The following is a 26,756-nucleotide window of genomic DNA, read 5'->3' as shown; positions in this document are numbered from 1 at the left end:
TATAAAAAAGCTCGCTCGAGGTGGCGAGCTTTTTTGTATTTTCATGTGCGTTCGTTTACAATGAAGGAAAGAGAGGTGAGAGTGATGAGTGATCACTACTATACGGAGCGACCTGCTGTAGAAAGTAAGCCGTTTCAATGGACGTATACGTTGCGAGGTCATCAGTTTTTATTTACCGTTGATCAAGGTGTATTTTCAAAAAAGGAGGTCGACTTCGGTTCGAGGTTACTAATTGAAGCATTCATGGAACCAGATGTGCATGGAAATATTCTTGATGTTGGCTGTGGATACGGGCCAATCGGTTTAGCGCTAGCAAAAGATTTTCCGCATCGAACGGTGCATATGATCGATGTGAATGAGCGAGCCATTGAGTTAGCCAAGAAAAATAAACAGCAAAATGGTATTGAAAATGCCCGGATTTACATAAGTAACTTATTTGATCGAGTAGAAGGGGTATTTGCATCGATCGTGACAAACCCGCCGATTCGTGCAGGAAAAGCAGTCGTTCATTCCATTTTTGAGCAAAGTGCGAACTACTTGCTTTCTGGTGGGCAACTATGGGTTGTTATTCAAAAGAAACAGGGTGCTCCGTCCGCTTTAGAAAAGTTAAAAACGATTTTTGATCAAGTAGATGTTGTAGAAAAGAAGAAAGGTTACTTTATTATTCGAGCACAAAAAGCTTGACGTCCAATTTTGTGTATGATACCATTATAAAATGCTAAATGTGTATTTTTTTTAGTTTATGTATGCTGTGTATGTATGTATAATTTTAGTTTTAAAGGAAAAACTTATAAAATATATAATAGGTCAAACATGTGGTTTTCTTATAAGAAACCATTTCTTTTTTGTCTGATGACAAGTTATTAATGTTTGATTTGAGGGGTGAATCAGTTGACAGGTCAACTAGTTCAATACGGACGACACCGCCAACGAAGAAGTTATGCGCGCATTAGTGAAGTGTTAGAACTACCAAACTTAATCGAAATTCAAACTTCTTCTTACCAGTGGTTTCTCGACGAAGGATTGCGTGAAATGTTTCAAGATATTTCACCGATCGAAGATTTTACAGGGAATTTGTCACTAGAATTTATTGATTACAGCTTAGGAGAACCGAAGTACTCTGTCGAAGAATCAAAAGAACGCGATGTTACATACGCAGCACCGCTTCGGGTCAAAGTGCGCCTAATCAATAAAGAAACAGGCGAAGTAAAAGAACAAGATGTGTTTATGGGTGATTTCCCATTAATGACAGAAACAGGCACATTCATTATTAATGGCGCTGAACGTGTTATCGTTTCTCAGCTTGTTCGCTCACCAAGCGTATATTATAGCGGAAAAGTAGATAAAAACGGAAAACGTGGCTTTACAGCTACCGTCATTCCAAACCGCGGTGCATGGCTCGAATACGAAACAGACGCAAAAGACGTTGTGTACGTTCGCATTGATCGTACGCGTAAGTTGCCTGTGACCGTGTTATTACGGGCGTTAGGTTTTGGCTCAGACCAAGAAATTGTCGATTTACTTGGTGATAACGAGTATATTCGTAATACGTTAGAAAAAGACAATACGGAAAGTACAGAAAAAGCGTTGCTTGAAATTTATGAACGGTTACGTCCAGGGGAGCCGCCTACCGTTGAAAACGCAAAAAGCTTGTTGATCTCTCGTTTCTTTGATCCAAAACGATATGATTTAGCAAGCGTTGGTCGTTATAAAATTAACAAAAAGCTCCATATTAAAAACCGTTTATTCGGTCAACGTTTAGCAGAAACACTTGTTCATCCGGAAACGGGTGAAGTAATTGCTGAAAAAGGAACGGTTCTCGATCGTAGAACGCTCGACCGCATTTTACCTGAGCTTGAAAAAGGGATCGGTATACGTAAATACCAGCCGCTTGGGGGCGTTGTCGAAGATGAGTTTGCTTTGCAAGCAATCAAAATTTATGCTCCAAACGATCCAGATGGCGAAAAAGTCATCACAGTCATTAGTAACGGATATATTCCAGAAACAGTAAAACACATTACACCTGCAGATATTATTGCATCGATTAGCTACTTCTTTAACTTATTGCATGGCGTCGGTGATACAGACGATATCGACCATTTAGGAAATCGTCGCCTTCGTTCTGTTGGAGAGTTGCTGCAAAATCAGTTCCGGATTGGTCTTTCGCGCATGGAGCGCGTCGTTCGTGAACGGATGTCCATTCAAGATACAAACACAATTACACCACAGCAACTCATTAACATTCGTCCGGTCATTGCGGCTATTAAAGAGTTTTTCGGAAGCTCACAATTATCACAATTCATGGATCAAACAAACCCACTTGCAGAATTGACACATAAACGTCGTCTTTCTGCGCTTGGTCCGGGCGGTTTAACACGTGAACGTGCCGGTTTTGAAGTGCGTGACGTTCACTATTCGCACTATGGCCGCATGTGTCCGATTGAAACGCCAGAAGGTCCGAACATTGGATTAATTAACTCGCTTTCGACATACGCGAAAGTGAATAAATTCGGCTTTATTGAAACGCCTTATCGTCGTGTTGATCCGGAGACAGGCAAAGTAACGAATCAAATTGACTATTTAACAGCAGATGAAGAAGACAACTACGTTGTTGCCCAAGCGAATGTTCCGATTGCCGAAGATGGAACGTTTTTAGAAGAAAACGTTGTTGCTCGTTTCCGTGGTGAAAACATTGTCGTTAAACGCGATCGCGTGGACTATGTAGACGTTTCACCAAAACAAGTCGTGTCCGTAGCGACGGCTTGCATTCCATTCTTAGAAAACGATGACTCGAACCGTGCGCTTATGGGTGCGAACATGCAACGTCAAGCTGTTCCACTTATGCAACCGGAAGCTCCAATCGTTGGTACAGGAATGGAGTATGTTGCAGCGAAAGACTCTGGTGCTGCAGTCATTTGTAAGCATCGTGGAATTGTCGAGCGCGTCGAAGCGAAGGAGATTTGGGTGCGCCGTTTAATTGAAGTCGATGGAAAAGAAGTAAAAGGTGATTTAGATAAATATCGTTTGTTGAAGTTTGTTCGTTCAAACCAAGGAACGTGCTACAATCAACGCCCGATCGTTAAAGCGGGTGACATTGTAGAGAAGGGTGAGATTTTAGCTGACGGTCCATCGATGGAAAAAGGTGAATTAGCGCTTGGTCGCAACGTGCTTGTTGCGTTCATGACATGGGATGGATACAACTATGAAGACGCGATTATTATGAGCGAACGTCTCGTTAAAGACGATGTGTATACATCCATTCATATTGAGGAATATGAATCCGAAGCGCGCGATACGAAGCTCGGTCCAGAAGAAATTACGCGTGATATTCCAAACGTCGGCGAAGATGCGCTTCGCAACTTAGATGAACGCGGTATTGTACGCATCGGTGCAGAAGTGAAGGATGGGGACTTGCTTGTCGGTAAAGTCACTCCAAAAGGTGTCACTGAGTTAACCGCAGAAGAGCGCCTGTTGCACGCTATCTTTGGCGAGAAAGCACGCGAAGTTCGAGATACTTCTTTACGTGTACCGCACGGTGGAGGTGGAATTGTTCTCGATGTCAAAGTGTTTACTCGCGAAGACGGTGATGAGCTACCTCCAGGTGTAAACCAGCTTGTTCGTGTGTATATTGTACAAAAACGGAAAATTTCCGAAGGTGACAAAATGGCGGGACGCCATGGAAACAAAGGGGTTATTTCTCGTATTTTACCTGAGGAAGACATGCCGTTTTTACCAGATGGTACACCGGTTGACATTATGTTAAACCCGTTAGGCGTACCTTCGCGTATGAACATCGGGCAAGTACTCGAGTTGCATCTCGGAATGGCGGCGAGAAAGTTAGGTCTTCATGTGGCTTCGCCTGTATTTGACGGTGCTCGTGAAGAAGATGTATGGGCAACGTTAGAAGAAGCAGGAATGGCACGCGATGCGAAAACCGTTCTATACGACGGGCGCACTGGAGAGCCGTTTGATAATCGTGTTTCTGTCGGCATTATGTACATGATTAAGCTCGCGCACATGGTTGACGATAAATTGCATGCTCGTTCGACAGGTCCGTACTCGCTTGTGACGCAACAACCACTTGGTGGAAAAGCGCAGTTTGGTGGTCAGCGTTTCGGTGAGATGGAAGTATGGGCGCTTGAAGCATACGGTGCAGCTTATACGTTACAAGAAATTTTAACTGTCAAATCAGACGATGTCGTTGGTCGTGTGAAAACATATGAGGCCATCGTAAAAGGTGAAAACGTTCCAGAACCAGGCGTTCCTGAATCGTTCAAAGTATTAATTAAAGAGTTACAAAGCTTAGGTATGGACGTAACAGTTTTGTCAAGTGATGAAAAAGAAATTAGTATGGAAAACTTCGGGGAAGATGATGACGTTCAACCAGTTGACATCATCCCACCTACAGATGAGTCAGCCAAAGAAGATGAGGGCGTTGTTGTAAAAGAATAGTGTGTTGACATAAGGGTAAAACCTGGATATTAAAAGGGAGGTAGGCCCCTTGTTAGATGTAAATAAATTTGAATATATGAAGATCGGACTCGCTTCACCCGAGAAAATTCGTTCTTGGTCGTATGGTGAAGTTAAAAAACCAGAAACGATTAACTATCGAACATTAAAACCAGAAAAAGATGGTCTGTTTTGCGAACGCATTTTTGGTCCAACAAAAGACTGGGAATGTCATTGTGGAAAGTATAAGCGCGTTCGTTATAAAGGTGTCGTTTGTGACCGATGTGGTGTCGAAGTTACACGTGCAAAAGTTCGCCGTGAGCGCATGGGTCATATTGAACTAGCAGCCCCTGTTTCACATATTTGGTACTTTAAAGGAATTCCTAGCCGCATGGGACTTGTCTTAGACATGTCCCCTCGCGCGCTAGAGGAAGTCATTTACTTTGCATCTTACGTTGTGACGGATCCAGGCGATACGCCATTAGAAAAGAAACAATTGCTTTCTGAAAAAGAATATCGCGCGTATCGCGAGAAGTACGGAAACTCGTTCCAAGCTTCAATGGGTGCGGAAGCGATTAAAAAATTACTACAAGACATAGACCTTGAAAAAGAAGTAGAAACGTTAAAAGAGGAATTGAAAACAGCACAAGGCCAACGTCGTGCTCGTACAATTAAGCGTCTTGAAGTTCTTGAAGCATTCCGTAACTCTGGTAACGACCCGTCTTGGATGGTTTTGGATGTACTACCTGTTATTCCGCCAGAGTTGCGTCCGATGGTACAGTTAGACGGTGGGCGTTTTGCGACATCTGACTTAAACGATTTATATCGTCGCGTCATTAACCGGAACAACCGTTTAAAACGTCTATTAGACCTTGGGGCACCGAACATTATTGTGCAAAATGAAAAGCGGATGCTTCAAGAAGCTGTCGATGCGTTAATTGATAACGGTCGTCGTGGTCGTCCTGTTACAGGACCAGGAAATCGTCCACTGAAGTCGCTTTCCCATATGTTAAAAGGAAAACAAGGTCGTTTCCGTCAAAACTTGCTCGGTAAGCGCGTTGACTATTCTGGTCGTTCTGTTATCGTTGTCGGTCCAAATTTGAAAATGTATCAATGCGGCTTACCAAAAGAAATGGCGCTTGAGTTGTTTAAGCCGTTCGTTATGAAAGAATTAGTAGAACGCGGCTTAGCACATAATATTAAAAGTGCAAAACGAAAAATTGAGCGCGTTCATCCAGAAGTTTGGGATGTTTTAGAATCTGTCATTAAAGAGCATCCGGTGCTATTAAACCGCGCACCAACGCTTCACCGCCTTGGTATTCAGGCGTTTGAGCCGACGCTTGTAGAAGGTCGTGCGATTCGCTTACATCCACTTGTATGTACGGCATACAATGCGGACTTTGACGGTGACCAAATGGCTGTGCACGTACCGCTTTCGGCAGAAGCACAAGCGGAGGCGCGTCTACTTATGCTTGCTGCACAAAATATTTTGAATCCGAAAGATGGAAAGCCAGTCGTTACGCCTTCACAAGACATGGTTTTAGGAAACTACTATTTAACGATGGAACGTGAAGGTGCTGTTGGGGAAGGAATGGTATTTAAAGATACGGACGAGGCGTTGCTAGCTTACCATAACGGTTATGTTCATTTGCATACACGCATCGCTGTTCATGCTGGTTCGTTGAAAAACGAAACGTTTACAGAAGAGCAAAATAATAAATTGCTTATCACAACAGTTGGGAAGTTAATCTTCAATGAGATTTTGCCGAAGTCATTCCCGTATATTAATGAACCGACGCAAGAAAACATTGAAGAGCGAACACCGGATAAGTATTTCTTAGATAAAGGTGTGAACGTGAAAGAAGAAATCCGTAAGCGTCCACTCGTTCCGCCGTTTAAGAAGAAAATTCTCGGTAACATCATTGCAGAAGTATTTAAACGTTTCAAAATTACCGAAACGTCTAAAATGCTTGACCGCATGAAAGATCTCGGCTTTAAGTACTCAACAAAAGCCGGTATTACAATTGGTGTAGCGGATATTGTTGTCTTGCCTGAAAAACAAGAAATTTTAGAAGAAGCACAAGCAAAAGTTGATACGGTATTAAAACAATTCAGACGCGGTTTAATTACTGATGAAGAACGTTATGAACGTGTTATTTCGATTTGGAGTGCGGCGAAAGACAAAATTCAAGGTCGCTTAATGGAGTCGCTTGACAAACGAAATCCAATTTTCATGATGAGTGACTCTGGAGCCCGCGGTAACGCATCGAACTTTACGCAACTTGCAGGTATGCGTGGGTTAATGGCAAACCCAGCTGGACGTATTATCGAGCTTCCGATTAAATCTTCGTTCCGTGAAGGTTTAACAGTACTTGAGTACTTCATTTCAACACACGGAGCGCGTAAAGGTCTTGCGGACACAGCGTTAAAAACAGCGGACTCTGGTTATTTAACACGTCGTCTTGTTGACGTTGCACAAGACGTCATTATTCGTGAAGATGACTGTGGTACAGATCGTGGTACGTTGATCCGTGCGTTAAAAGACGGCACAGAAGTGATCGTGAAGCTTGAAGATCGTCTCATTGGACGTTATGCGCGTAAGACGGTAAAACATCCGGAAACGGGTGAAGTGCTTGTACGCGAAAATGAAATGATTACAGAAGACATCGCGAACGCGATTGTCAAAGCAGGCATTGAAGAAGTATGGATTCGTTCGGCATTTACATGCAACACGCGTCATGGTGTATGTAAAAAATGTTACGGACGTAACTTGGCGACCGGTACGGAAGTCGAAGTTGGTGAAGCGGTCGGTATTATTGCAGCCCAATCGATCGGCGAGCCAGGTACACAGCTTACAATGCGTACGTTCCACACAGGTGGGGTAGCAGGAGACGATATCACACAAGGTTTGCCGCGTGTACAAGAGTTATTTGAAGCGCGTAATCCAAAAGGTCAAGCCGTCATTTCAGAAATAGATGGTGTTGTTGTGGCGATTAACGAAACGCGTGACCGTCAACGCGAGATTGTCATCCAGGGCGAAGTCGAGACACGTACGTATACAGCCCCTTACAGTGCGCGCTTGAAAGTGCAAGAAGGGCAGAAAGTCGAGCGTGGCCAAGAATTAACAGAAGGCTCGATCGACCCGAAAGAGTTGTTGAGAGTCAAAGATATGAACGCTGTACAAGAATACTTGTTGCGTGAAGTACAAAAAGTGTACCGCATGCAAGGGGTAGAAATTAGCGATAAACATATCGAAGTTATGGTTCGTCAAATGCTTCGTAAAGTGCGTGTCATTGATGCAGGTGATACAGACTTGTTGCCTGGTACATTACTTGATATCCATCAATTCACAGATGCAAACGCGAAAGTGTTGATGGAAGGCAAACGACCAGCAACGGCCCGTCCAGTATTACTTGGAATTACGAAAGCATCGCTTGAAACAGATTCGTTCTTGTCTGCAGCATCATTCCAAGAAACGACACGCGTCTTAACGGATGCAGCAATCAAAGGAAAACGCGACGAATTACTTGGACTAAAAGAAAACGTCATCATCGGTAAGCTTGTTCCAGCAGGAACAGGTATGGCTCGTTACCGCAAAGTAAAGCCGATAATTAAAACAGCAAAAGACGAAGATGTTGTTACAACGAAATAATGATAGACCTATTGCTAGCGAGCGATGCTAGCAATAGGTCCAAAAATAATAGTTGACACAGCACTCAGAAAGTGATAGCATAATAAAGGTGTTCCGAAAACCTGTCACTTTGGAGGATATGTTACATGTCTTATGAAAAAGTCGCACAGGCAAAACAAATTATTGTAGGAACGAAACAAACAGTGCGAGCTCTGAAAGATGGAAAGGTACATGAGATCGTGATTGCCGAAGATGCGGATGCAGCAATTATCGAAAAAGTGCTGGAAGCGGCAAAAGAAGCAAATGTACCTGTTTGTAAAGTGGACTCGATGAAAAAGCTCGGGAAAGCATGTAAAATCGACGTAGGAGCGGCTGCTGTTGCAATTATTCGTTAAAAACTGTTTTTGTGGGTTACTACAAAAACTTTGTTTTTGCATAAAAATGAGCCACCTGGATGTGTGGGCTTGAATTTGATTGTGAAGGGAGGAAATTTACCATGCCTACAATTAACCAACTTGTACGTAAAGGTCGTACAAAAAAGGTAGTGAAATCTAAATCACCTGCGTTAAATAAAGGGTACAACAGCTTCAAAAAAGTTCAAACAACTGTTTACTCTCCGCAAAAACGTGGAGTATGTACACGTGTAGGTACAATGACACCAAAGAAGCCAAACTCTGCGCTTCGTAAATATGCCCGTGTACGTCTATCTAACGGTATCGAGGTAACTGCATACATCCCAGGTATCGGTCATAACTTACAAGAACACAGCGTTGTATTAATTCGCGGTGGACGTGTAAAAGACTTACCAGGGGTACGTTACCATATCGTTCGCGGTGCTTTAGACACAGCAGGTGTAGCGAACCGTATGCAAGGTCGTTCTAAATACGGTGCGAAAAAACCAAAAGCAGCTAAGAAATAACATTCAACATTTTTCGTTGATTTTTACTGAAAGGAGGAAAAACTATGCCACGTAAAGGTCCGGTTCCTAAACGAGATGTGTTACCAGATCCAATTTACAATTCAAAGCTAGTTACACGTTTAATCAATAAAATCATGATTGACGGTAAAAAAGGTAAAGCGCAAAAAATTCTTTACACAGCGTTCGATATCATCCGTGAGCGCACAGGTAAAGATCCAATGGAAGTGTTTGAGCAAGCGTTGAAAAACGTTATGCCAGTTCTTGAAGTTCGCGCACGCCGTGTTGGTGGTGCAAACTATCAAGTTCCTGTTGAGGTGCGCCCAGAGCGCCGCACAACATTAGGTCTTCGTTGGCTCGTGAACTACGCTCGTCTTCGTGGGGAAAAAACGATGGAAGAGCGTTTGGCGAACGAAATCATGGATGCAGCAAACAATACAGGTGCAGCTGTGAAAAAACGCGAAGATACGCACAAAATGGCAGAAGCAAACAAAGCGTTTGCACACTATCGTTGGTAATTTTTTCGTTCAATTAAGAATAGGTGAGAGCGATGCGGTTGAAAATAAAAAAGCATGCCCATCGCTCGTTCGCCTATATTCCTATATGTAAATTAAATTACGATACTTCATTTAAGGAAGGAGAAAAAATCCATATGGCAAGACAGTTCTCCTTGGAAAACACTCGCAATATTGGAATCATGGCCCATATTGACGCCGGTAAAACGACAACAACAGAGCGTATCCTTTTCTACACAGGACGCGTTCATAAAATCGGTGAAGTTCATGAGGGCGCAGCAACGATGGACTGGATGGAGCAAGAACAAGAGCGCGGAATTACAATTACGTCCGCAGCGACAACAGCTCAATGGAAAGGCCATCGCATTAACATCATCGATACACCTGGACACGTCGACTTCACAGTAGAAGTTGAGCGTTCATTGCGTGTATTAGACGGTGCAGTCGCGGTATTAGACGCACAATCAGGCGTAGAGCCGCAAACAGAAACAGTATGGCGCCAAGCGACTACATACGGTGTTCCGCGTATCGTTTTCGTAAACAAAATGGACAAGATTGGCGCAGACTTCTTATACTCTGTAAAAACGCTTCATGAACGTTTACAAGCGAATGCGCACCCTGTCCAATTACCGATTGGTGCAGAAGATCAATTTACGGGTATCATTGACCTTGTTGAAATGTGCGCATATCACTATCACGATGAATTAGGAAAAAACATCGAGCGCATCGAGATTCCTGAAGACTATCGTGATATGGCGGAAGAATATCGCGGGAAATTAATTGAAGCAGTTGCAGAGCTTGACGAAGAATTAATGATGAAATATTTAGAAGGGGAAGAAATTACAAAAGAAGAGCTAAAAGCGGCGATTCGTAAAGCGACAGTTTCTGTTCAATTCTTCCCAGTATTCTGTGGTTCTGCATTCAAAAACAAAGGTGTTCAATTAATGCTTGATGGAGTTGTTGACTACTTACCATCACCAGTCGACATCCCGGCGATTAAAGGAACTGTTCCTGATACAGAAGAAGAGACAGTTCGTGAAGCGCGTGACGATGCTCCGTTTGCAGCGTTAGCGTTCAAAATTATGACAGACCCTTACGTTGGTAAGTTGACATTCTTCCGCGTGTACTCTGGTACATTAAACTCTGGTTCTTACGTGTTGAACTCAACAAAACGTAAGCGTGAACGTATCGGTCGTATTCTACAAATGCACGCAAACCACCGCGAAGAAATTGCACAAGTTTACGCAGGTGACATTGCGGCAGCTGTAGGTTTAAAAGATACAACAACTGGTGACACATTATGTGATGAAAAAGACCCAGTCATCTTGGAGTCTATGCAATTCCCAGAGCCAGTTATTCAAATCGCGATCGAACCGAAGTCAAAAGCTGACCAAGATAAGATGAGCACAGCGCTACAAAAACTTCAAGAAGAAGACCCAACATTCCGCGCATGGACAGACCAAGAAACAGGTCAAACAATCATCGCGGGTATGGGTGAGCTTCACCTTGACATCATCGTTGACCGTATGCGTCGCGAGTTTAAGGTAGAAGCAAACGTTGGTGCTCCTCAAGTTGCGTACCGCGAAACATTCCGTAAATCGGCACAAGTTGAAGGTAAATTTGTGCGTCAGTCTGGTGGTCGCGGTCAATACGGTCACGTTTGGATCGAATTCTCACCAAACGAAGAAGGAAAAGGCTTCGAATTCGAAAACGCGATCGTCGGTGGGGTTGTTCCGAGAGAATACATCCCTGCAATTCAAGCAGGTCTTGAAGATGCAATGCAAAACGGTGTTCTTGCTGGATACCCAGTTGTTGATATTAAAGCGAAATTATTCGACGGTTCTTACCACGATGTTGACTCAAGCGAAATGGCGTTCAAAATCGCTGCTTCTATGGCGTTGAAAAACGCAGCAGCAAAATGTGACCCTGTATTGCTTGAGCCAATCATGAAAGTAGAAGTCATCGTCCCTGAAGAATATTTAGGTGACATCATGGGTGACATCACTTCTCGTCGCGGTCGCGTCGAAGGTATGGAAGCTCGCGGTAACGCGCAAGTTGTTCGCGCGATGGTTCCACTTTCTGAAATGTTTGGATACGCAACTTCATTGCGCTCCAATACACAAGGTCGTGGAACATTCACAATGGTATTCGACCATTATGAAGAAGTTCCGAAAAGCATTGCTGAGGAAATCATCAAAAAAAATAAAGGTGAATAATTGATTTTCTAGCATTGTTCAAGTATAAATACTTATGTAAGACTTGGAAGTGGACGTGCTGTGCACTTTCACTTCCGAGCATTCTATACTTAAATAAAAAACACTAAGGAGGATATTATAATGGCTAAAGCGAAATTCGAACGCACGAAACCACACGTCAACATTGGTACAATCGGCCACGTTGACCATGGTAAAACAACTTTAACAGCTGCAATCACAACAGTTCTTGCGAAACAAGGTAAAGCAGAAGCGCGCGCGTATGATCAAATCGACGCTGCTCCAGAAGAGCGTGAGCGCGGAATTACAATCTCAACTGCACACGTTGAGTACGAAACTGACAACCGTCACTATGCACACGTTGACTGCCCAGGTCACGCTGACTACGTGAAAAACATGATCACAGGTGCAGCGCAAATGGACGGCGCGATCCTTGTTGTATCTGCTGCTGACGGTCCAATGCCACAAACTCGTGAGCACATTCTTCTTTCTCGCCAAGTAGGCGTACCTTACATCGTTGTATTCTTAAACAAATGCGACATGGTAGACGATGAAGAGCTTTTAGAGCTTGTTGAAATGGAAGTTCGCGATCTATTATCTGAATACGACTTCCCAGGAGATGAAGTTCCTGTAATCAAAGGTTCTGCGTTAAAAGCTCTTGAAGGAGATCCAGCTTGGGAAGAAAAAATCATCGAGCTTATGAACGCTGTTGATGAGTACATCCCAACTCCACAACGCGAAATCGACAAACCATTCATGATGCCAGTTGAGGACGTATTCTCAATCACTGGTCGTGGTACAGTTGCTACTGGTCGCGTTGAGCGCGGTATCTTAAAAGTTGGTGACCAAGTAGAAATCATCGGTCTTTCTGAAGAGCCAAAAGCAACAACTGTTACAGGTGTTGAAATGTTCCGTAAGCTTCTTGACCAAGCTGAAGCTGGTGACAACATCGGTGCACTTCTTCGCGGTGTTTCTCGTGATGAAGTACAACGCGGTCAAGTATTAGCAAAACCAGGAACAATCACTCCACACACAAAATTTAAAGCGCAAGTTTACGTATTAACAAAAGAAGAAGGTGGACGTCATACTCCATTCTTCTCTAACTACCGTCCACAATTCTACTTCCGTACAACGGACGTAACAGGTATCATCCAACTTCCAGAAGGTGTTGAGATGGTTATGCCTGGTGACAACATCGAAATGACAGTAGAATTAATCGCGCCAATCGCGATCGAAGAAGGTACAAAATTCTCGATCCGCGAAGGTGGACGTACAGTAGGTGCAGGTTCTGTATCTGAAATCATCGAGTAATCGATGAAAGTGGTCTAGCGGTCAGCTAGACCACTTATTTTTTACTCCATTGAAAATGCATGATGAAATATGTATAATAAGAAAGGCAGTTTGCGAAGAAAAGAAATAAAAAACTTGCATTGAGTATAAAAATTATATATAATAATAAACGTTGGTCTTTGACTGCGATGAAGTGGAAGGTTGCTGACACACCCGGCCGCTTTGCCATGGCGAGTGTGAAGGAAATTTCCATGGAGAATGTCTATTTTGAAAATAGGCGAAGAAGGAGGGAAAATAATGGCAAAAGAAAAAATTCGTATTCGTTTAAAAGCATATGATCATCGAATTCTTGATCAATCTGCTGAGAAAATTGTGGAAACTGCAAAGCGTTCAGGCGCAACTGTATCTGGACCGATTCCGTTACCAACTGAGAGAACGGTGTACACGATCTTACGTGCGGTTCATAAATACAAAGACTCTCGTGAGCAATTCGAAATGCGCACGCATAAACGCTTAATTGACATCGTTAATCCGACTCCACAAACAGTAGATTCTTTAATGCGTTTAGACTTACCGTCTGGTGTCGATATTGAAATCAAGTTGTAATTGCGATATAGGAGGTGTGAAAGATGAAAGGAATCTTAGGAAGAAAAATCGGCATGACTCAAGTGTTCGCTGAAAACGGAGATCTTATTCCTGTAACGGTTATTCAAGCGACTCCAAACGTAGTTCTTCAAAAGAAAACGGTTGAAAACGATGGCTATGAAGCGATTCAATTAGGTTTTGAAGATTTACGTGAGAAGTTAGCGAACAAGCCTCAAAAAGGTCATGCTGCGAAGGCAAACACCACACCTAAGCGCTTCATTCGTGAAATTCGTGGTGTGAATCTTGCAGAGTATGAAGTAGGTCAAGAAGTAAAAGTGGACATTTTCAACGAAGGTGAAATCGTTGACGTAACAGGCACGTCAAAAGGTAAAGGTTTCCAAGGTGTAATTAAACGCCACGGACAATCTCGTGGACCAATGGCTCACGGTTCTCGTTACCATCGTCGTCCTGGTTCAATGGGTCCGATCGCTCCAAACCGTGTATTTAAATCAAAAGAGCTTCCAGGCCGCATGGGTGGCGAGCGTGTAACAGTACAAAACTTAAAAGTTGTTAAAGTAGATCCAGAACGCAACTTAATCTTAATTAAAGGAAACGTGCCAGGTCCAAACAAAGGACTTGTCATCATTAAAAGCGCGGTTAAAGCGAAATAATTTCTTTAAGAAAGGAGGAAATACCCAATGCCAAAAGTAGCATTGTACAACCAAAACGGAGAAAACATCGGTGAAATCGAATTAAACGATGCCGTATTTGGTATTGAACCGAACAAACATGTGTTATTTGAAGCGGTAATTATGCAACGTGCTTCCTTACGTCAAGGAACTCATAAAACAAAAAATCGTGCAGAAGTAAGTGGCGGTGGCCGTAAGCCATGGCGCCAAAAAGGTACTGGACGCGCTCGCCAAGGATCAATTCGTTCTCCACAATGGCGCGGCGGTGGTGTTGTATTCGGTCCAGTTCCACGCAGCTACAGCTATAAACTTCCGAAAAAAGTTCGTCGCTTAGCGATTAAATCGGCATTATCTTCAAAAGTGCTTGAAAACAGCATTGTTGTATTAGATAATTTAACGCTTGAAGCACCGAAAACAAAAGAAATGGTTAAAATTTTAAACAATCTTTCTGTTGATCGCAAAGCGTTAATTGTAACAGCAGATGCAAATGAGAACGTTATTCTTTCAGCTCGCAACATCCCAGGAGTCACAGTTGTGACAGCAAGCGGAATTAACGTTCTTGATGTACTCAACCACGACAAGCTTGTCATTACGAAAGCTGCTGTGGAAAAAGTAGAGGAGGTGCTTGCATAATGAAAGATCCTCGCGATATTATTAAGCGCCCCGTCATCACTGAACGTTCAACAGAGTTAATGACTGAGAAAAAATATACGTTCGAAGTTGATGTGAAAGCGAACAAAACAGAGGTAAAAGACGCGATCGAAGCGATTTTCGGCGTGAAAGTAGCGAAAGTTAACATTATGAACTATAAAGGAAAGTTCAAACGTGTTGGTCGCTATAGTGGTTTGACAAATCGTCGTCGCAAAGCGATTGTTACGTTAACGCCAGACAGCAAAGAAATCGAACTATTTGAAGTATAAGTTTAAAAGTGAAGGAGGGAAACGGACATGGCGATTAAAAAATATAAGCCAACGTCTAACGGTCGTCGTGGTATGACGGTTTTAGACTTCTCTGAGCTTACAACAGATAAGCCGGAAAAATCGTTGCTTGCGCCTTTAAAGAAAAAAGGCGGTCGTAACAACCAAGGTAAATTAACAGTTCGTCACCAAGGTGGCGGTCATAAACGTCAATATCGTATTATTGACTTTAAACGCGATAAAGATGGCATTCCAGGACGCGTTGCTACAATCGAATACGATCCGAACCGTTCTGCGAACATCGCGTTAATTCATTACGCTGATGGTGAAAAACGTTACATCATCGCACCGAAAAACTTAGAAGTTGGCATGGAAATCATGTCAGGTCCAGATGCGGACATTAAAGTGGGTAACGCATTACCTTTAGCAAACATTCCAGTCGGTACAGTTATTCACAACATCGAATTAAAACCTGGTAAAGGCGGACAGTTAGTGCGCGCTGCAGGTACATCTGCACAAGTGCTTGGTAAAGAAGGCAAGTACGTACTCGTTCGTTTATCTTCAGGTGAAGTTCGTATGATTTTAGCAACTTGCCGTGCAACAGTCGGTCAAGTTGGTAACGAACAACATGAGCTTGTGAACATCGGTAAAGCTGGACGCGCTCGTTGGTTAGGCATTCGTCCAACTGTTCGTGGTTCTGTTATGAACCCAGTAGATCACCCACATGGTGGTGGTGAAGGTAAAGCACCAATCGGACGTAAGTCTCCAATGACTCCATGGGGTAAACCAACGCTTGGATTCAAAACGCGTAAGAAGAAAAACAAATCCGATAAATTTATCGTACGTCGTCGTAAAAAATAACGGGGTTGAGCTACGGTTCACAAGAACCGTAGAGCAATCACGAAAGGAGGTTCACTTATGGGTCGCAGCTTGAAAAAAGGTCCTTTTTGTGATGATCATTTAATGAAAAAAATTGAGAAGTTGAATGAAACTGGACAAAAACAAGTGATCAAAACATGGTCTCGTCGTTCGACAATTTTCCCACAATTCATTGGTCACACAATCGCTGTTTACGATGGTCGTAAACACGTTCCAGTTTACATCACAGAGGACATGGTCGGTCATAAGCTCGGTGAGTTCGCGCCAACGCGCACGTACAAAGGTCACGCTGCTGATGACAAAAAAACAAAACGTTAATATGAGAGGAGGCTTCATTTATGCAAGCTAAAGCTGTTGCTAGAACGGTTCGAATTGCTCCTCGTAAAGCTCGTTTAGTGATTGATTTAATTCGAGGAAAGCAAGTGAGTGAAGCAGTTGCGATTCTTCGCCATACACCAAAAGCTGCTTCTCCGATTATCGAGAAAGTATTAAAATCTGCAGTGGCAAACGCAGAACATAACTATGACATGGACGTGAACAAACTTGTTGTTACAGAAGCTTATGTGAACGAAGGACCAACATTGAAACGTTTCCGTCCTCGTGCACAAGGTCGTGCGAGCGCAATTAACAAACGCACAAGCCATATCACGATCGTTGTTTCAGAAAAGAAGGAGGGATAATCAGTGGGTCAAAAGGTAAATCCAATCGGTCTTCGCATTGGTATTATCCGTGATTGGGAATCAAGATGGTACGCTGAAAAAGATTACGCGGACCTTTTACACGAAGATCTTAAAATTCGTGAGTACCTCACAAAGCGCTTAAGTGATGCAGCTGTTTCTCGCATTGAAATCGAGCGTGCAGCAAACCGTGTAAATATTACAATCCATACAGCGAAACCAGGTATGGTAATTGGTAAAGGCGGATCTGAAGTTGAAGCGCTTCGTAAAGCGTTGAACGAATTAACTGGCAAACGTGTTCATATCAACATCGTTGAAATTAAAAAGCCAGACTTAGAAGCAAAACTTGTCGCTGAAAATATCGCGCGTCAAATTGAAAACCGCGTATCATTCCGTCGTGCGCAAAAACAAGCAATTCAACGCACAATGCGCGCAGGTGCTAAAGGAATTAAAACGATGGTATCTGGTCGTTTAGGTGGAGCAGATATCGCTCGCTCAGAACATTACAGCGAAGGAACAGTTCCACTTCATACTCTTCGCGCTGACATTGATTATGCAACAGCAGAAGCGGACACAACATACGGAAAAATCGGCGTGAAAGTATGGATTTATCGTGGAGAGGTCCTTCCTACGAAAAAGAAAACTGAGGAAGGAGGAAATTAATCATGTTAATGCCAAAACGCGTAAAATATCGTCGTGAACATCGCGGTCGCATGAAAGGTCGCGCAAAAGGCGGTACAGAAGTACATTTTGGTGAGTACGGCTTACAAGCGTTAGAGCCAGCATGGATTACAAACCGTCAAATCGAGGCTGCTCGTCGTGCGATGACTCGTTACATGAGACGTGGCGGTAAAGTATGGATTAAAATTTTCCCTTCAAAGCCATATACAGCAAAACCACTTGAAGTGCGCATGGGTTCCGGTAAAGGTGCTCCTGAAGGTTGGGTAGCTGTAGTTAAGCCTGGTAAAGTGATGTTTGAAATCGCGGGAGTTTCTGAAGAAGTAGCTCGCGAAGCGTTACGTCTTGCTTCTCACAAACTTCCAATCAAATGTAAATTCGTAAAACGTGAAGAAATTGGTGGTGAATCAAATGAAAGCTAAAGAAATTCGTGAACTTACCACTGCCGAGATTGAACAAAAAATTAAAGCGTTGAAAGAAGAGTTATTCAACCTTCGCTTCCAATTGGCAACAGGTCAATTAGAGAATACTGCTCGTATTCGTGAAGTACGCAAAGCGATTGCGCGTATGAAAACTGTTATTCGCGAAAGAGAGATCGCTGCTAATAAATAATTGAAATCGAGAGGAGGTTCGCACAATGAGTGAACGCAACAATCGTAAAGTTCTCGTCGGCCGTGTTGTTTCCGATAAAATGGATAAAACAATTACGGTTCTTGTAGAAACTTATAAAAAGCATCCTCTTTACGGCAAGCGCGTAAAGTATTCGAAAAAATATAAGGCACATGACGAAAACAACGTAGCAAAAGTGGGCGATATCGTCAAAATCATGGAAACACGTCCTCTTTCTGCGACAAAACGTTTCCGTCTTGTTGAAGTAGTCGAGAAAGCTGTTATTGTTTAATGAATATGTTCGGAATGATGGATACAAATCCGAAAGGAGGTTTCGTCAATGATTCAACAAGAAACTCGTATGAAAGTTGCTGATAACTCTGGTGCACGTGAAGTGCTTGTCATTAAAGTGCTAGGTGGTTCTGGTCGTCGTTATGCGAACGTTGGCGACATCGTTGTGGCGACAGTTAAAGATGCAACACCAGGTGGCGTTGTTAAAAAAGGTCAAGTCGTTAAAGCGGTTGTCGTTCGCACGAAACGTGGTGTGCGCCGTACAGACGGTTCTTACATCCGTTTTGATGAAAATGCTTGCGTAATCATTCGTGATGACAAGAGCCCACGTGGTACACGTATTTTCGGACCAGTTGCTCGCGAATTGCGTGAAAAAGACTTTATGAAAATCGTTTCTTTAGCTCCAGAAGTGATTTAATGAAAAGGAAAAGCCTTTTAAGGAGGTGCGATTCAGATGCATGTAAAAAAAGGTGATAAAGTACAAGTAATCTCTGGTAAAGATAAAGGTAAACAAGGCGTTATTCTCGCTGCGTTTCCAAAGAAAAACCGAGTGCTTGTTGAAGGTGTAAATATCGTGAAAAAACACGTAAAACCTTCTCAAGCAAATCCACAAGGCGGCATCATCAGCCAAGAGGCGCCAATCCACGTATCAAACGTAATGCCTCTTGATCCAAAAACAGGATTACCAACTCGTGTTGGATACAAAGTGGTTGACGGTAAAAAAGTTCGCTATGCGAAACGTTCTGGTGAAATTTTAGACAAATAATGAAGTGATCGAGGAAGGGAGGTACTCAAATGAACCGCCTTAAAGAAAAGTATGTGAAAGAAGTTGTTCCTGCTCTGATGAGCAAGTTTAACTATAAATCTGTGATGCAAGTTCCAAAAATCGAGAAAATTGTCATCAACATGGGTGTTGGTGATGCGGTGCAAAACGCAAAAGCGTTAGATAACGCAGTAGAAGAACTCGCATTAATTTCTGGTCAAAAACCAGTTGTTACACGCGCGAAAAAATCAATCGCTGGTTTCCGTCTTCGTGAAGGAATGCCAATCGGTGCGAAAGTAACGCTTCGCGGTGAGCGTATGTACGAGTTTTTCGATAAGCTCGTGTCTGTTTCTTTACCGCGTGTTCGCGACTTCCGTGGTGTTTCTAAAAAATCTTTTGACGGACGCGGCAACTACACATTAGGTGTAAAAGAGCAATTAATTTTCCCTGAAATTGACTACGATAAAGTAAACAAAGTTCGCGGTATGGACATCGTCATCGTTACAACTGCGAAAACAGACGAGGAAGCTCGTGAATTACTTACGTTGCTCGGTATGCCATTCCAAAAATAATCATTCCCATTCGTAAAAAGAGGGAGGCGAAAACGTGGCTAAAAAATCAATGATCGCGAAACAAAAACGCACACCAAAGTTTAAAGTGCAAGCGTACACTCGTTGTGAGCGTTGTGGACGTCCACACTCTGTATATCGCAAATTTAAACTTTGCCGTATTTGTTTCCGTGAATTAGCGTATAAAGGTCAAATTCCTGGTGTGAAAAAAGCAAGCTGGTAATAAACCCATGAGTTGGGAAGGAGGTAAAACATAATGGTGATGACAGATCCAATTGCAGATATGCTTACTCGCATTCGTAATGCGAACATGGTGCGTCACGAGAAACTTGAAGTTCCTGCTTCAAAAATTAAAAGAGAAATCGCTGAAATTTTAAAGCGTGAAGGTTTCATTCGTGATGTCGAATACATTGAAGATAACAAACAAGGTATTCTTCGAATTTTCTTAAAGTACGGTCCAAACAACGAGCGCGTAATTACAGGCCTTAAACGCATTAGCAAACCTGGTTTGCGCGTATATGCAAAAGCTGATGAAGTACCACGCGTATTGAACGGTTTAGGAATCGCAATTCTTTCAACATCTCAAGGTATTTTAACTGACAAAGAAGCACGTCAAAAACGTACTGGCGGCGAAGTGTTAGCATACATTTGGTAATTATTTTGCAACGAATGGAGGTGTAGTACATGTCACGTGTTGGTAAAAAACCATTGGAAATTCCAGCTGGTGTTACAGTTACATTAAACGGTAACACAGTTACTGTAAAAGGTCCGAAAGGTGAACTTACTCGTACGTTCCATCCAGATATGGTCATTAAATTAGAAGGCAACGTTTTAACAGTTGAGCGTCCAAGCGATGAAAAGCATCATCGTGCGCTTCACGGAACGACTCGCAGCTTACTTGCGAACATGGTTGAAGGTGTTTCAAAAGGTTATGAGCGTGCGCTTGAGCTTGTTGGTGTCGGTTATCGTGCGACAAAACAAGGTAAAAAGCTTGTGTTAAGCGTAGGATACTCTCATCCTGTTGAAATCGAACCAGAAGAAGGCCTTGAAATTGAAGTTCCTTCACAAACAAAAATCATCGTTAAAGGTGCGGACAAACAACGTGTTGGTGAATTAGCAGCAAACATTCGTGCCGTTCGTTCACCAGAGCCTTATAAAGGAAAAGGTATTCGCTACGAAGGCGAAGTTGTACGTCGTAAAGAAGGTAAAACAGGTAAGAAATAATGCTGCTTAGGTAAATGAAAGGAGTGACACGAATGATCACTAAGCTTGATAAAAATGCAGTTCGCAAAAAAAGACACGCTCGTGTTCGTCGTAAAGTAGTAGGAACTGCGGAACGTCCACGCTTAAATGTGTTCCGTTCAAACAAACACATTTACGCACAAATTATTGACGATATGAAAGCTGTGACGCTCGTTAGTGCGTCAACGTTAGATAAAGAATTCGATTTAGAGTCAACAGGTAATGTTGAAGCAGCTCAAAAAGTGGGCGAATTGATTGCTAAACGTGCGCTTGAAAAAGGAATTACATCGGTTGTATTTGACCGTGGCGGATATTTATATCATGGACGTGTTAAAGCACTTGCAGACGCTGCTCGTGAAGCTGGATTACAATTCTAATTAAGAAGGAGGGACAGAGATGCGTCGCATTGATCCAAATAAACTTGAACTAGAAGAACGCGTTGTTGCCGTTAACCGCGTAGCTAAAGTTGTAAAAGGTGGACGTCGTTTCCGTTTCGCTGCGTTAGTCGTTGTTGGTGACAAAAACGGTCATGTCGGCTTTGGAACAGGAAAAGCTCAAGAAGTTCCAGATGCTATTCGCAAAGCGATTGAAGACGCGAAGAAAAACTTAATTACTGTACCGATCGTTGGTACAACAATTCCACATGAAGTCATCGGACATTTCGGTGCAGGTGAAATCATTTTAAAACCAGCATCTGAAGGTACTGGGGTTATCGCTGGAGGTCCTGCGCGTGCGGTATTAGAGTTAGCAGGTGTTAGCGATATTTTATCGAAGTCAATCGGTTCCAACACACCAATCAACATGGTACGCGCAACAATCGACGGTTTGAAGCAATTGAAACGTGCTGAAGAGGTAGCAAAATTGCGCGGTAAAACAGTTGAGGAACTGTTAGGATAAGGGAGGGAAAAATGATGGCGAAAAAATTAGCAATTACCCTCACTCGCAGCGTAATTGGTCGTCCGCAAGACCAACGCGTGACGGTTAAAACATTAGGTTTACGGAAATTGCATCAAACAGTTGTTCATAACGACAATCCAGCCATTCGTGGAATGATCAATAAAGTTTCTCACCTTGTAACAGTAAAAGAATTAGAAGAATAAGGAGGTGCCTAGACATGAAGCTACATGAATTACAACCAGCACCGGGTTCCCGTAAAGAACGCAACCGTGTTGGTCGTGGTATCGGCTCTGGTAACGGAAAAACTTCTGGTAAAGGTCACAAAGGGCAAAACGCTCGTTCTGGCGGCGGTGTACGCATTGGCTTTGAAGGTGGTCAAACACCTTTATTCCGTCGTTTACCAAAACGCGGCTTTACAAACATTCATCGTAAAGAATATGCGATCGTTAACCTTGAAGCATTAAATCGCTTTGAAGACGGTACGGAAGTAACACCAGAATTGTTGCTTGAAACAGGCGTAGTAAGCAAGTTAAAAGCAGGCATCAAAGTTCTTGGAGACGGTGAGCTTACGAAAAAATTAACAGTAAAAGCTCATAAATTCTCTGCTTCTGCAAAAGAAGCGATCGAAGCTGCTGGCGGTACAACTGAGGTGATTTAATGTTTCGAACAATCTCCAATTTTATGCGCGTGGGTGATATAAGAAGAAAAATTATGTTCACCCTTCTTATGCTCATTGTATTTCGCATCGGTACGTTCATTCCTGTGCCGGGCGTAAATGCAGACGTCTTGAAAATGCAGGATCAGTTCAATGCCTTTGGCGTATTGAACACATTCGGCGGTGGCGCCTTGAAAAATTTCTCTATTTTTGCGATGGGCGTCATGCCATATATCACGGCATCCATCATCGTACAACTATTGCAGATGGATGTTGTTCCTAAATTTACGGAATGGTCGAAACAAGGAGAAGTAGGCCGCCGTAAGCTCGCTCAGTTTACTCGCTACTTTACGATTGTGCTTGGTTTTATCCAAGCGTTCGCTATGTCATACGGTTTTCATAATATGTCTGGTGGTGTGCTTATTAAAAATCCAGGCATCCCGACATATTTGCTTATTGCGCTCGTTTTAACAGCAGGCACAGCTTTTTTAATGTGGCTCGGTGAGCAAATTACAGCTAAAGGTGTTGGGAACGGCATTTCTGTTTTGATTTTTGCAGGGATTGTCTCAGGTATCCCAACAACGCTTAATCAAATTTACGTGCAGCAGTTTCAAAATGCTGGCGATCAGTTGTTTTTACGCATCGTCACAGTACTGTTAGTCGCTTTAGCAGTTGTTGCAGTCATCGTTGGTGTCATTTATATGCAACAAGCGTTTCGGAAAATTCCGATTCAGTATGCGAAGCGATTAGAAGGACGTAGTCCGGTAGGTGGTCATTCGACACACATTCCGTTAAAAGTCAATCCGGCAGGTGTTATTCCGGTTATTTTTGCGGTGTCGTTCATTATTACTCCACCGACGATTGCATCGTTTTTCGGCTCGAATGATGTAACATTGTGGATTAAAAAAGTTTTTGACTACACACAACCAGTTGGGATGATTATATACATCGCTTTAATTGTTGCCTTTACGTATTTTTATGCGTTTGTTCAAGTTAATCCGGAACAAATGGCGGACAATTTGAAAAAGCAAGGTGGTTATATTCCAGGCATTCGTCCAGGAAAGAACACGCAAGAATTCATTACACGCGTTTTATATCGATTAACTTTCGTCGGAGCTCTATTTTTAGCAGCAATCGCTGTTCTTCCTGTCTTCTTTATCGAGTTCGCTAAACTACCGCCTTCTGCTCAAATTGGAGGAACGAGTTTGCTGATCGTCGTCGGCGTTGCTTTAGAGACGATGAAACAGCTAGAAAGCCAATTAGTGAAGCGACATTATAAAGGCTTTATTAAATAAAAAGAGGTGTTGGGAATTTTATTCCCTCTACCTCATATAGAGCTGAGGGGGAGAAATTGATGAATTTAGTATTAATGGGTCTGCCAGGAGCTGGAAAAGGGACACAGGCAGAAAAAATTGTCGAGAAATACAAAATTCCTCACATCTCTACTGGGGATATGTTTCGAGCAGCGATCAAAGAAGGAACAGAGCTCGGTTTACAGGCGAAGTCATATATGGATCGCGGTGATCTTGTTCCAGACGAAGTGACTATTGGCATTGTTCGTGAACGATTAAGCAAGGACGATTGCCAAAACGGATTTTTGCTTGACGGTTTTCCGCGAACAGTCGCTCAAGCAGAAGCGTTAGAAACACTTCTTCAACAATTAGACCGTTCCATTGACTATGTCATTAACATCGAAGTAGATAAGAGCATTTTAATGGAACGTTTAACGGGCAGACGCATTTGTAAAGAATGTGGCGCAACGTATCATCTCGTATTCAATCCACCAGCTCAAGCAGGTGTTTGCGATAAATGCGGTGGAGAGTTGTATCAACGCGCAGATGATAACGAAGCAACCGTAGCAAATCGTCTTGAAGTTAATATGAAACAAGCGCAGCCGTTACTTGACTTTTATGCAGCGAAAGGGTACTTGCGCAACATTAATGGACAACAACATATTGATCAAGTGTTTGCTGACATTTGTGAATTACTTGGGGGCTTACAATAATGATCATTTGCAAAACCCCACGCGAAATTGAAATTATGCGTGAAGCTGGCCGGATTGTTGCCTTAACTCATCAAGAACTACAAAAATATATCGAGCCAGGCATCACGACAAGAGAGCTCGATCATATTGCTGAAACGTTCATTCGTAAACATGATGCAATTCCTTCGTTTAAAGGATATAATGGATTCCAAGGGAGCATTTGTACGTCCGTAAATGAAGAGCTCGTTCACGGCGTTCCGGGAGACCGTGTGCTTCGCGAAGGAGACATTATTAGCATCGATATCGGCGCAAAATATAATGGATATCATGGCGATTCGGCCTGGACATATCCGGTCGGGGTCATCTCCGAAGAGGCAAAAAAACTATTAGAAGTGACAGAACAGTCATTGTATCGCGGATTGGAAGAAGCGAAACCTGGCGCACGGTTAACGAACATTTCCCATGCGATCCAAACGTACGTTGAGGCACATAACTTTTCCGTTGTGCGTGAGTATGTTGGGCATGGAATTGGTCAAGACTTACATGAAGATCCGCAAATTCCACATTACGGTCCGCCAAACAAAGGACCGCGGTTAAAGCCAGGCATGGTTCTGTGCATTGAACCGATGGTGAATGCAGGAACCCGTTATGTTCGCACGTTAGAAGATAATTGGACGGTCGTCACAGTAGATGGAAAACTTTGTGCTCACTTTGAGCATACGGTTGCTATTACTGAGACGGGATATGAAATTTTAACAACACTTTGAACGCTTTAACCTTCTTTGCGGATGCGCATCGTAAGCTTTAAACTGGTCGTGTTAGTTGAACATGTTACTCATTTCAAAAAAGAAGGGAGAGCCGTTCAATGGCGAAAGACGATGTAATTGAAGTGGAAGGTACAGTCGTTGAAACGTTACCTAATGCGATGTTCCGAGTGGAACTTGAAAACGGTCATACTGTTTTAGCTCACGTTTCAGGTAAAATTCGTATGCATTTTATTCGTATTTTACCAGGTGATAAAGTGACGGTGGAATTATCACCTTACGATTTAACACGTGGAAGAATTACGTATCGATATAAATAACACTCCGCACGAACAAGGAGGTAAGTTCACATGAAGGTTAGACCATCTGTAAAACCGATTTGCGAAAAATGCAAAGTCATTCGCAGACGCGGAAAAGTTATGGTTATTTGTGAAAATCCAAAGCATAAGCAAAAACAAGGATAAAACTTGAGGAGGTGTACAAATCATGGCACGTATTGCAGGTGTAGATATTCCTCGTGACAAACGTGTAGTCATTTCATTAACATACATTTACGGAATCGGTAAAGCAACTGCACAAAAAATCTTAGCAGAAGCTGGCGTATCTGAAGACACTCGTGTTCGCGATTTAACAGAAGAAGAATTAGGAAAAATTCGTGAAATCGTAGATCGCTTAAAAGTAGAAGGAGATCTTCGTCGTGAAGTATCTTTAAACATTAAACGTTTAATGGAGATCGGTTGCTACCGTGGTCTTCGTCATCGTCGCGGATTGCCAGTTCGTGGCCAAAATACGAAAAACAATGCTCGTACACGTAAAGGTCCACGTCGTACAGTAGCCAATAAGAAAAAATAATTAAGTAAAGGAGGTTCGTGAACGAATGGCACGTAAAACGAATACGCGTAAACGTCGTGTAAAAAAGAATATTGAATCTGGTATCGCTCATATCCGTTCGACTTTTAACAACACAATCGTCACAATTACAGACGTTCATGGAAATGCAATTTCTTGGTCAAGTGCAGGTGCGTTAGGCTTCAAAGGTTCTCGTAAGTCTACTCCGTTTGCTGCACAAATGGCTGCAGAAGCTGCTGCAAAAGCATCAATGGAGCATGGCATGAAAACTGTTGAAGTAAACGTAAAAGGTCCGGGTGCTGGTCGTGAAGCAGCGATTCGTGCACTTCAAGCGGCTGGATTAGAAATTACAGCAATTAAAGATGTTACACCGGTTCCACATAACGGATGCCGTCCGCCAAAACGTCGTCGTGTTTAATTTCTCTGTATAGAATTTGCGTATGTGTCAATAATGGGATATAGTCATTCTTACAGGGAAATGAAAAACAGTTGTTGTGCACATTCGGGAACTTATTCATGGGGGAATTTCGATTGAGCTGTCATCGGTTTAATCGGGGTTTCGACGTTTTGAAGGAGGGTTAAAGGAATGCTGGAAATCGAAAAGCCGAAAATCGAAACGGTTGAAATCAGCGAGGATGCCAAATACGGCAAATTCGTCGTTGAACCACTTGAGCGTGGATATGGTACAACTTTG

At 42.8% G+C, this 26,756-nt stretch carries 36 protein-coding genes and 1 pseudogene; all 37 read left to right on the top strand.

Translation table 11 applies throughout. The features are described from left to right. Positions 1-84 precede the first annotated feature (84 nt). The gene (locus tag HNR43_RS12380; protein ID WP_183244223.1) at positions 85-684 is read left to right on the top strand and encodes a class I SAM-dependent methyltransferase; all 600 of its coding nucleotides are present in this window, start codon (positions 85-87) and stop codon (positions 682-684) included. A gap of 207 nt (positions 685-891) precedes the next feature. Further along, entirely contained in the window at positions 892-4,452 is a 3,561-nt protein-coding gene (gene rpoB / locus HNR43_RS12375) for a DNA-directed RNA polymerase subunit beta (RefSeq protein ID WP_035020781.1), read from the top strand. 49 nt (positions 4,453-4,501) lie between these two features. Beyond that, positions 4,502-8,101 (top strand): DNA-directed RNA polymerase subunit beta', encoded by a 3,600-nt coding sequence (gene rpoC / locus HNR43_RS12370; protein ID WP_183244221.1) that lies wholly within the window; start codon positions 4,502-4,504, stop codon positions 8,099-8,101. 125 nt (positions 8,102-8,226) lie between these two features. Further along, positions 8,227-8,475 (top strand): 50S ribosomal protein L7ae-like protein, encoded by a 249-nt coding sequence (locus HNR43_RS12365; RefSeq protein ID WP_183244219.1) that lies wholly within the window; start codon positions 8,227-8,229, stop codon positions 8,473-8,475. Positions 8,476-8,576: 101 nt separating this feature from the next. Beyond that, positions 8,577-8,999, top strand: coding sequence for a 30S ribosomal protein S12 (gene rpsL / locus HNR43_RS12360; RefSeq protein ID WP_003397652.1), 423 nt, complete (start codon positions 8,577-8,579; stop codon positions 8,997-8,999). A 44-nt stretch (positions 9,000-9,043) separates the two neighbouring features. After that, entirely contained in the window at positions 9,044-9,514 is a 471-nt protein-coding gene (rpsG, locus tag HNR43_RS12355) for a 30S ribosomal protein S7 (RefSeq protein ID WP_004888658.1), read from the top strand. 134 nt (positions 9,515-9,648) lie between these two features. Further along, positions 9,649-11,727, top strand: a complete 2,079-nt coding sequence (gene fusA, locus HNR43_RS12350) for an elongation factor G (protein ID WP_035020779.1) — start codon at positions 9,649-9,651, stop codon at positions 11,725-11,727. A 120-nt stretch (positions 11,728-11,847) separates the two neighbouring features. Next, a complete protein-coding gene (gene tuf, locus HNR43_RS12345) occupies positions 11,848-13,035 on the top strand; it encodes an elongation factor Tu (protein ID WP_021095336.1) in 1,188 nt (395 codons plus the stop codon). Positions 13,036-13,311: 276 nt separating this feature from the next. Beyond that, positions 13,312-13,620, top strand: coding sequence for a 30S ribosomal protein S10 (rpsJ, locus tag HNR43_RS12340; RefSeq protein WP_009361489.1), 309 nt, complete (start codon positions 13,312-13,314; stop codon positions 13,618-13,620). Positions 13,621-13,643: 23 nt separating this feature from the next. Next, positions 13,644-14,270 (top strand): 50S ribosomal protein L3, encoded by a 627-nt coding sequence (gene rplC / locus HNR43_RS12335; protein WP_009361490.1) that lies wholly within the window; start codon positions 13,644-13,646, stop codon positions 14,268-14,270. A gap of 27 nt (positions 14,271-14,297) precedes the next feature. Continuing rightward, positions 14,298-14,921 (top strand): 50S ribosomal protein L4, encoded by a 624-nt coding sequence (rplD, locus tag HNR43_RS12330; protein WP_006322654.1) that lies wholly within the window; start codon positions 14,298-14,300, stop codon positions 14,919-14,921. Beyond that, entirely contained in the window at positions 14,921-15,208 is a 288-nt protein-coding gene (gene rplW, locus HNR43_RS12325) for a 50S ribosomal protein L23 (RefSeq protein WP_003397660.1), read from the top strand. Before rplD ends, rplW begins: the two co-directional genes overlap by 1 nt. Positions 15,209-15,235: 27 nt before the next feature. Continuing rightward, on the top strand, positions 15,236-16,066 hold the full coding sequence (gene rplB, locus HNR43_RS12320; protein WP_003397662.1) for a 50S ribosomal protein L2: 831 nt from the start codon (positions 15,236-15,238) through the stop codon (positions 16,064-16,066). Positions 16,067-16,123: 57 nt separating this feature from the next. Further along, positions 16,124-16,402: a 30S ribosomal protein S19 gene (rpsS, locus tag HNR43_RS12315; protein WP_004888674.1), complete on the top strand. Its 279-nt coding sequence runs from the start codon at positions 16,124-16,126 to the stop codon at positions 16,400-16,402. A gap of 20 nt (positions 16,403-16,422) precedes the next feature. Further along, positions 16,423-16,764 carry a 50S ribosomal protein L22 gene (gene rplV, locus HNR43_RS12310; RefSeq protein ID WP_006322652.1) on the top strand — a complete coding sequence of 114 codons (342 nt, stop codon included), beginning with the start codon at positions 16,423-16,425 and terminating at the stop codon, positions 16,762-16,764. 3 nt (positions 16,765-16,767) lie between these two features. Continuing rightward, a complete protein-coding gene (gene rpsC / locus HNR43_RS12305; RefSeq protein WP_003397666.1) occupies positions 16,768-17,424 on the top strand; it encodes a 30S ribosomal protein S3 in 657 nt (218 codons plus the stop codon). A 2-nt stretch (positions 17,425-17,426) separates the two neighbouring features. Then, positions 17,427-17,861 (top strand): 50S ribosomal protein L16, encoded by a 435-nt coding sequence (gene rplP, locus HNR43_RS12300; protein ID WP_003397670.1) that lies wholly within the window; start codon positions 17,427-17,429, stop codon positions 17,859-17,861. Beyond that, positions 17,851-18,051 (top strand): 50S ribosomal protein L29, encoded by a 201-nt coding sequence (rpmC, locus tag HNR43_RS12295; protein WP_003397671.1) that lies wholly within the window; start codon positions 17,851-17,853, stop codon positions 18,049-18,051. Before rplP ends, rpmC begins: the two co-directional genes overlap by 11 nt. A gap of 25 nt (positions 18,052-18,076) precedes the next feature. After that, a complete protein-coding gene (rpsQ, locus tag HNR43_RS12290) occupies positions 18,077-18,340 on the top strand; it encodes a 30S ribosomal protein S17 (RefSeq protein ID WP_003397674.1) in 264 nt (87 codons plus the stop codon). A 48-nt stretch (positions 18,341-18,388) separates the two neighbouring features. After that, positions 18,389-18,757, top strand: coding sequence for a 50S ribosomal protein L14 (rplN, locus tag HNR43_RS12285; protein WP_003397675.1), 369 nt, complete (start codon positions 18,389-18,391; stop codon positions 18,755-18,757). Positions 18,758-18,793: 36 nt separating this feature from the next. Beyond that, positions 18,794-19,105, top strand: coding sequence for a 50S ribosomal protein L24 (gene rplX, locus HNR43_RS12280; protein WP_003397676.1), 312 nt, complete (start codon positions 18,794-18,796; stop codon positions 19,103-19,105). A gap of 29 nt (positions 19,106-19,134) precedes the next feature. Then, positions 19,135-19,674: a 50S ribosomal protein L5 gene (gene rplE, locus HNR43_RS12275; protein ID WP_032101421.1), complete on the top strand. Its 540-nt coding sequence runs from the start codon at positions 19,135-19,137 to the stop codon at positions 19,672-19,674. A gap of 34 nt (positions 19,675-19,708) precedes the next feature. Then, a complete protein-coding gene (rpsN, locus tag HNR43_RS12270; protein ID WP_003397678.1) occupies positions 19,709-19,894 on the top strand; it encodes a 30S ribosomal protein S14 in 186 nt (61 codons plus the stop codon). A 33-nt stretch (positions 19,895-19,927) separates the two neighbouring features. Continuing rightward, positions 19,928-20,326, top strand: a complete 399-nt coding sequence (rpsH, locus tag HNR43_RS12265; RefSeq protein WP_003397680.1) for a 30S ribosomal protein S8 — start codon at positions 19,928-19,930, stop codon at positions 20,324-20,326. Positions 20,327-20,355: 29 nt separating this feature from the next. Continuing rightward, entirely contained in the window at positions 20,356-20,895 is a 540-nt protein-coding gene (rplF, locus tag HNR43_RS12260) for a 50S ribosomal protein L6 (RefSeq protein ID WP_006322642.1), read from the top strand. Positions 20,896-20,927: 32 nt separating this feature from the next. Beyond that, a complete protein-coding gene (gene rplR / locus HNR43_RS12255; protein WP_009361496.1) occupies positions 20,928-21,290 on the top strand; it encodes a 50S ribosomal protein L18 in 363 nt (120 codons plus the stop codon). A 19-nt stretch (positions 21,291-21,309) separates the two neighbouring features. After that, positions 21,310-21,810 carry a 30S ribosomal protein S5 gene (gene rpsE, locus HNR43_RS12250; RefSeq protein WP_055442040.1) on the top strand — a complete coding sequence of 167 codons (501 nt, stop codon included), beginning with the start codon at positions 21,310-21,312 and terminating at the stop codon, positions 21,808-21,810. A gap of 14 nt (positions 21,811-21,824) precedes the next feature. Further along, entirely contained in the window at positions 21,825-22,013 is a 189-nt protein-coding gene (gene rpmD / locus HNR43_RS12245; RefSeq protein WP_003397685.1) for a 50S ribosomal protein L30, read from the top strand. Positions 22,014-22,027: 14 nt separating this feature from the next. Further along, the gene (gene rplO, locus HNR43_RS12240; protein ID WP_006322638.1) at positions 22,028-22,468 is read left to right on the top strand and encodes a 50S ribosomal protein L15; all 441 of its coding nucleotides are present in this window, start codon (positions 22,028-22,030) and stop codon (positions 22,466-22,468) included. Beyond that, positions 22,468-23,760 carry a preprotein translocase subunit SecY gene (gene secY / locus HNR43_RS12235; RefSeq protein WP_183244217.1) on the top strand — a complete coding sequence of 431 codons (1,293 nt, stop codon included), beginning with the start codon at positions 22,468-22,470 and terminating at the stop codon, positions 23,758-23,760. The genes rplO and secY overlap by 1 nt, the downstream gene beginning before the upstream one ends. Before the next feature lie 59 nt (positions 23,761-23,819). Further along, positions 23,820-24,470 (top strand): adenylate kinase, encoded by a 651-nt coding sequence (locus HNR43_RS12230; RefSeq protein ID WP_183244215.1) that lies wholly within the window; start codon positions 23,820-23,822, stop codon positions 24,468-24,470. Next, positions 24,470-25,216, top strand: a complete 747-nt coding sequence (map, locus tag HNR43_RS12225) for a type I methionyl aminopeptidase (protein WP_183244213.1) — start codon at positions 24,470-24,472, stop codon at positions 25,214-25,216. The genes HNR43_RS12230 and map overlap by 1 nt, the downstream gene beginning before the upstream one ends. 98 nt (positions 25,217-25,314) lie before the next feature. Then, positions 25,315-25,533, top strand: coding sequence for a translation initiation factor IF-1 (gene infA, locus HNR43_RS12220; protein WP_003247618.1), 219 nt, complete (start codon positions 25,315-25,317; stop codon positions 25,531-25,533). Between the two features lie 30 nt (positions 25,534-25,563). Then, positions 25,564-25,677: a 50S ribosomal protein L36 gene (gene rpmJ, locus HNR43_RS12215; RefSeq protein WP_000868344.1), complete on the top strand. Its 114-nt coding sequence runs from the start codon at positions 25,564-25,566 to the stop codon at positions 25,675-25,677. 22 nt (positions 25,678-25,699) lie between these two features. Continuing rightward, positions 25,700-26,065 (top strand): 30S ribosomal protein S13, encoded by a 366-nt coding sequence (rpsM, locus tag HNR43_RS12210; protein ID WP_003397691.1) that lies wholly within the window; start codon positions 25,700-25,702, stop codon positions 26,063-26,065. A gap of 25 nt (positions 26,066-26,090) precedes the next feature. Next, positions 26,091-26,480, top strand: a complete 390-nt coding sequence (gene rpsK / locus HNR43_RS12205) for a 30S ribosomal protein S11 (RefSeq protein ID WP_003397692.1) — start codon at positions 26,091-26,093, stop codon at positions 26,478-26,480. A gap of 168 nt (positions 26,481-26,648) precedes the next feature. Then, positions 26,649-26,756, top strand: a pseudogene (locus tag HNR43_RS14200) (DNA-directed RNA polymerase subunit alpha); the annotation flags it as partial.

Origin of the sequence: Anoxybacillus mongoliensis, from assembly GCF_014201515.1 — a bacterium.
Lineage (GTDB): Bacteria > Bacillota > Bacilli > Bacillales > Anoxybacillaceae > Anoxybacillus > Anoxybacillus mongoliensis.
The sequence above is the reverse complement of the archived record's forward strand: the minus strand, read 5'-3'. Positions and strand labels throughout refer to the sequence as shown.

Excerpts from the sequence above, each read along its gene's own strand:
- rplR (WP_009361496.1), top strand. The coding sequence starts at position 20,928 with ATGATCACTAAGCTTGATAAAAATGCAGTTCGCAAAAAAAGACACGCT.
- rpsE (WP_055442040.1), top strand. The coding sequence starts at position 21,310 with ATGCGTCGCATTGATCCAAATAAACTTGAACTAGAAGAACGCGTTGTT.
- rplX (WP_003397676.1), top strand. The coding sequence starts at position 18,794 with ATGCATGTAAAAAAAGGTGATAAAGTACAAGTAATCTCTGGTAAAGAT.
- rpsL (WP_003397652.1), top strand. The coding sequence starts at position 8,577 with ATGCCTACAATTAACCAACTTGTACGTAAAGGTCGTACAAAAAAGGTA.
- rpsM (WP_003397691.1), top strand. The coding sequence starts at position 25,700 with ATGGCACGTATTGCAGGTGTAGATATTCCTCGTGACAAACGTGTAGTC.
- rpsH (WP_003397680.1), top strand. The coding sequence starts at position 19,928 with ATGGTGATGACAGATCCAATTGCAGATATGCTTACTCGCATTCGTAAT.
- tuf (WP_021095336.1), top strand. The coding sequence starts at position 11,848 with ATGGCTAAAGCGAAATTCGAACGCACGAAACCACACGTCAACATTGGT.
- rplP (WP_003397670.1), top strand. The coding sequence starts at position 17,427 with ATGTTAATGCCAAAACGCGTAAAATATCGTCGTGAACATCGCGGTCGC.
- infA (WP_003247618.1), top strand. The coding sequence starts at position 25,315 with ATGGCGAAAGACGATGTAATTGAAGTGGAAGGTACAGTCGTTGAAACG.
- map (WP_183244213.1), top strand. The coding sequence starts at position 24,470 with ATGATCATTTGCAAAACCCCACGCGAAATTGAAATTATGCGTGAAGCT.
- secY (WP_183244217.1), top strand. The coding sequence starts at position 22,468 with ATGTTTCGAACAATCTCCAATTTTATGCGCGTGGGTGATATAAGAAGA.
- fusA (WP_035020779.1), top strand. The coding sequence starts at position 9,649 with ATGGCAAGACAGTTCTCCTTGGAAAACACTCGCAATATTGGAATCATG.
- HNR43_RS12230 (WP_183244215.1), top strand. The coding sequence starts at position 23,820 with ATGAATTTAGTATTAATGGGTCTGCCAGGAGCTGGAAAAGGGACACAG.
- rplC (WP_009361490.1), top strand. The coding sequence starts at position 13,644 with ATGAAAGGAATCTTAGGAAGAAAAATCGGCATGACTCAAGTGTTCGCT.
- HNR43_RS12380 (WP_183244223.1), top strand. The coding sequence starts at position 85 with ATGAGTGATCACTACTATACGGAGCGACCTGCTGTAGAAAGTAAGCCG.
- rplF (WP_006322642.1), top strand. The coding sequence starts at position 20,356 with ATGTCACGTGTTGGTAAAAAACCATTGGAAATTCCAGCTGGTGTTACA.
- rpsG (WP_004888658.1), top strand. The coding sequence starts at position 9,044 with ATGCCACGTAAAGGTCCGGTTCCTAAACGAGATGTGTTACCAGATCCA.
- rpsJ (WP_009361489.1), top strand. The coding sequence starts at position 13,312 with ATGGCAAAAGAAAAAATTCGTATTCGTTTAAAAGCATATGATCATCGA.
- rplO (WP_006322638.1), top strand. The coding sequence starts at position 22,028 with ATGAAGCTACATGAATTACAACCAGCACCGGGTTCCCGTAAAGAACGC.
- rplV (WP_006322652.1), top strand. The coding sequence starts at position 16,423 with ATGCAAGCTAAAGCTGTTGCTAGAACGGTTCGAATTGCTCCTCGTAAA.
- rplW (WP_003397660.1), top strand. The coding sequence starts at position 14,921 with ATGAAAGATCCTCGCGATATTATTAAGCGCCCCGTCATCACTGAACGT.
- rpmJ (WP_000868344.1), top strand. The coding sequence starts at position 25,564 with ATGAAGGTTAGACCATCTGTAAAACCGATTTGCGAAAAATGCAAAGTC.
- rpsK (WP_003397692.1), top strand. The coding sequence starts at position 26,091 with ATGGCACGTAAAACGAATACGCGTAAACGTCGTGTAAAAAAGAATATT.
- rplE (WP_032101421.1), top strand. The coding sequence starts at position 19,135 with ATGAACCGCCTTAAAGAAAAGTATGTGAAAGAAGTTGTTCCTGCTCTG.
- rplD (WP_006322654.1), top strand. The coding sequence starts at position 14,298 with ATGCCAAAAGTAGCATTGTACAACCAAAACGGAGAAAACATCGGTGAA.
- rplB (WP_003397662.1), top strand. The coding sequence starts at position 15,236 with ATGGCGATTAAAAAATATAAGCCAACGTCTAACGGTCGTCGTGGTATG.
- rpmD (WP_003397685.1), top strand. The coding sequence starts at position 21,825 with ATGGCGAAAAAATTAGCAATTACCCTCACTCGCAGCGTAATTGGTCGT.
- HNR43_RS12365 (WP_183244219.1), top strand. The coding sequence starts at position 8,227 with ATGTCTTATGAAAAAGTCGCACAGGCAAAACAAATTATTGTAGGAACG.
- rpmC (WP_003397671.1), top strand. The coding sequence starts at position 17,851 with ATGAAAGCTAAAGAAATTCGTGAACTTACCACTGCCGAGATTGAACAA.
- rplN (WP_003397675.1), top strand. The coding sequence starts at position 18,389 with ATGATTCAACAAGAAACTCGTATGAAAGTTGCTGATAACTCTGGTGCA.
- rpsS (WP_004888674.1), top strand. The coding sequence starts at position 16,124 with ATGGGTCGCAGCTTGAAAAAAGGTCCTTTTTGTGATGATCATTTAATG.
- rpsQ (WP_003397674.1), top strand. The coding sequence starts at position 18,077 with ATGAGTGAACGCAACAATCGTAAAGTTCTCGTCGGCCGTGTTGTTTCC.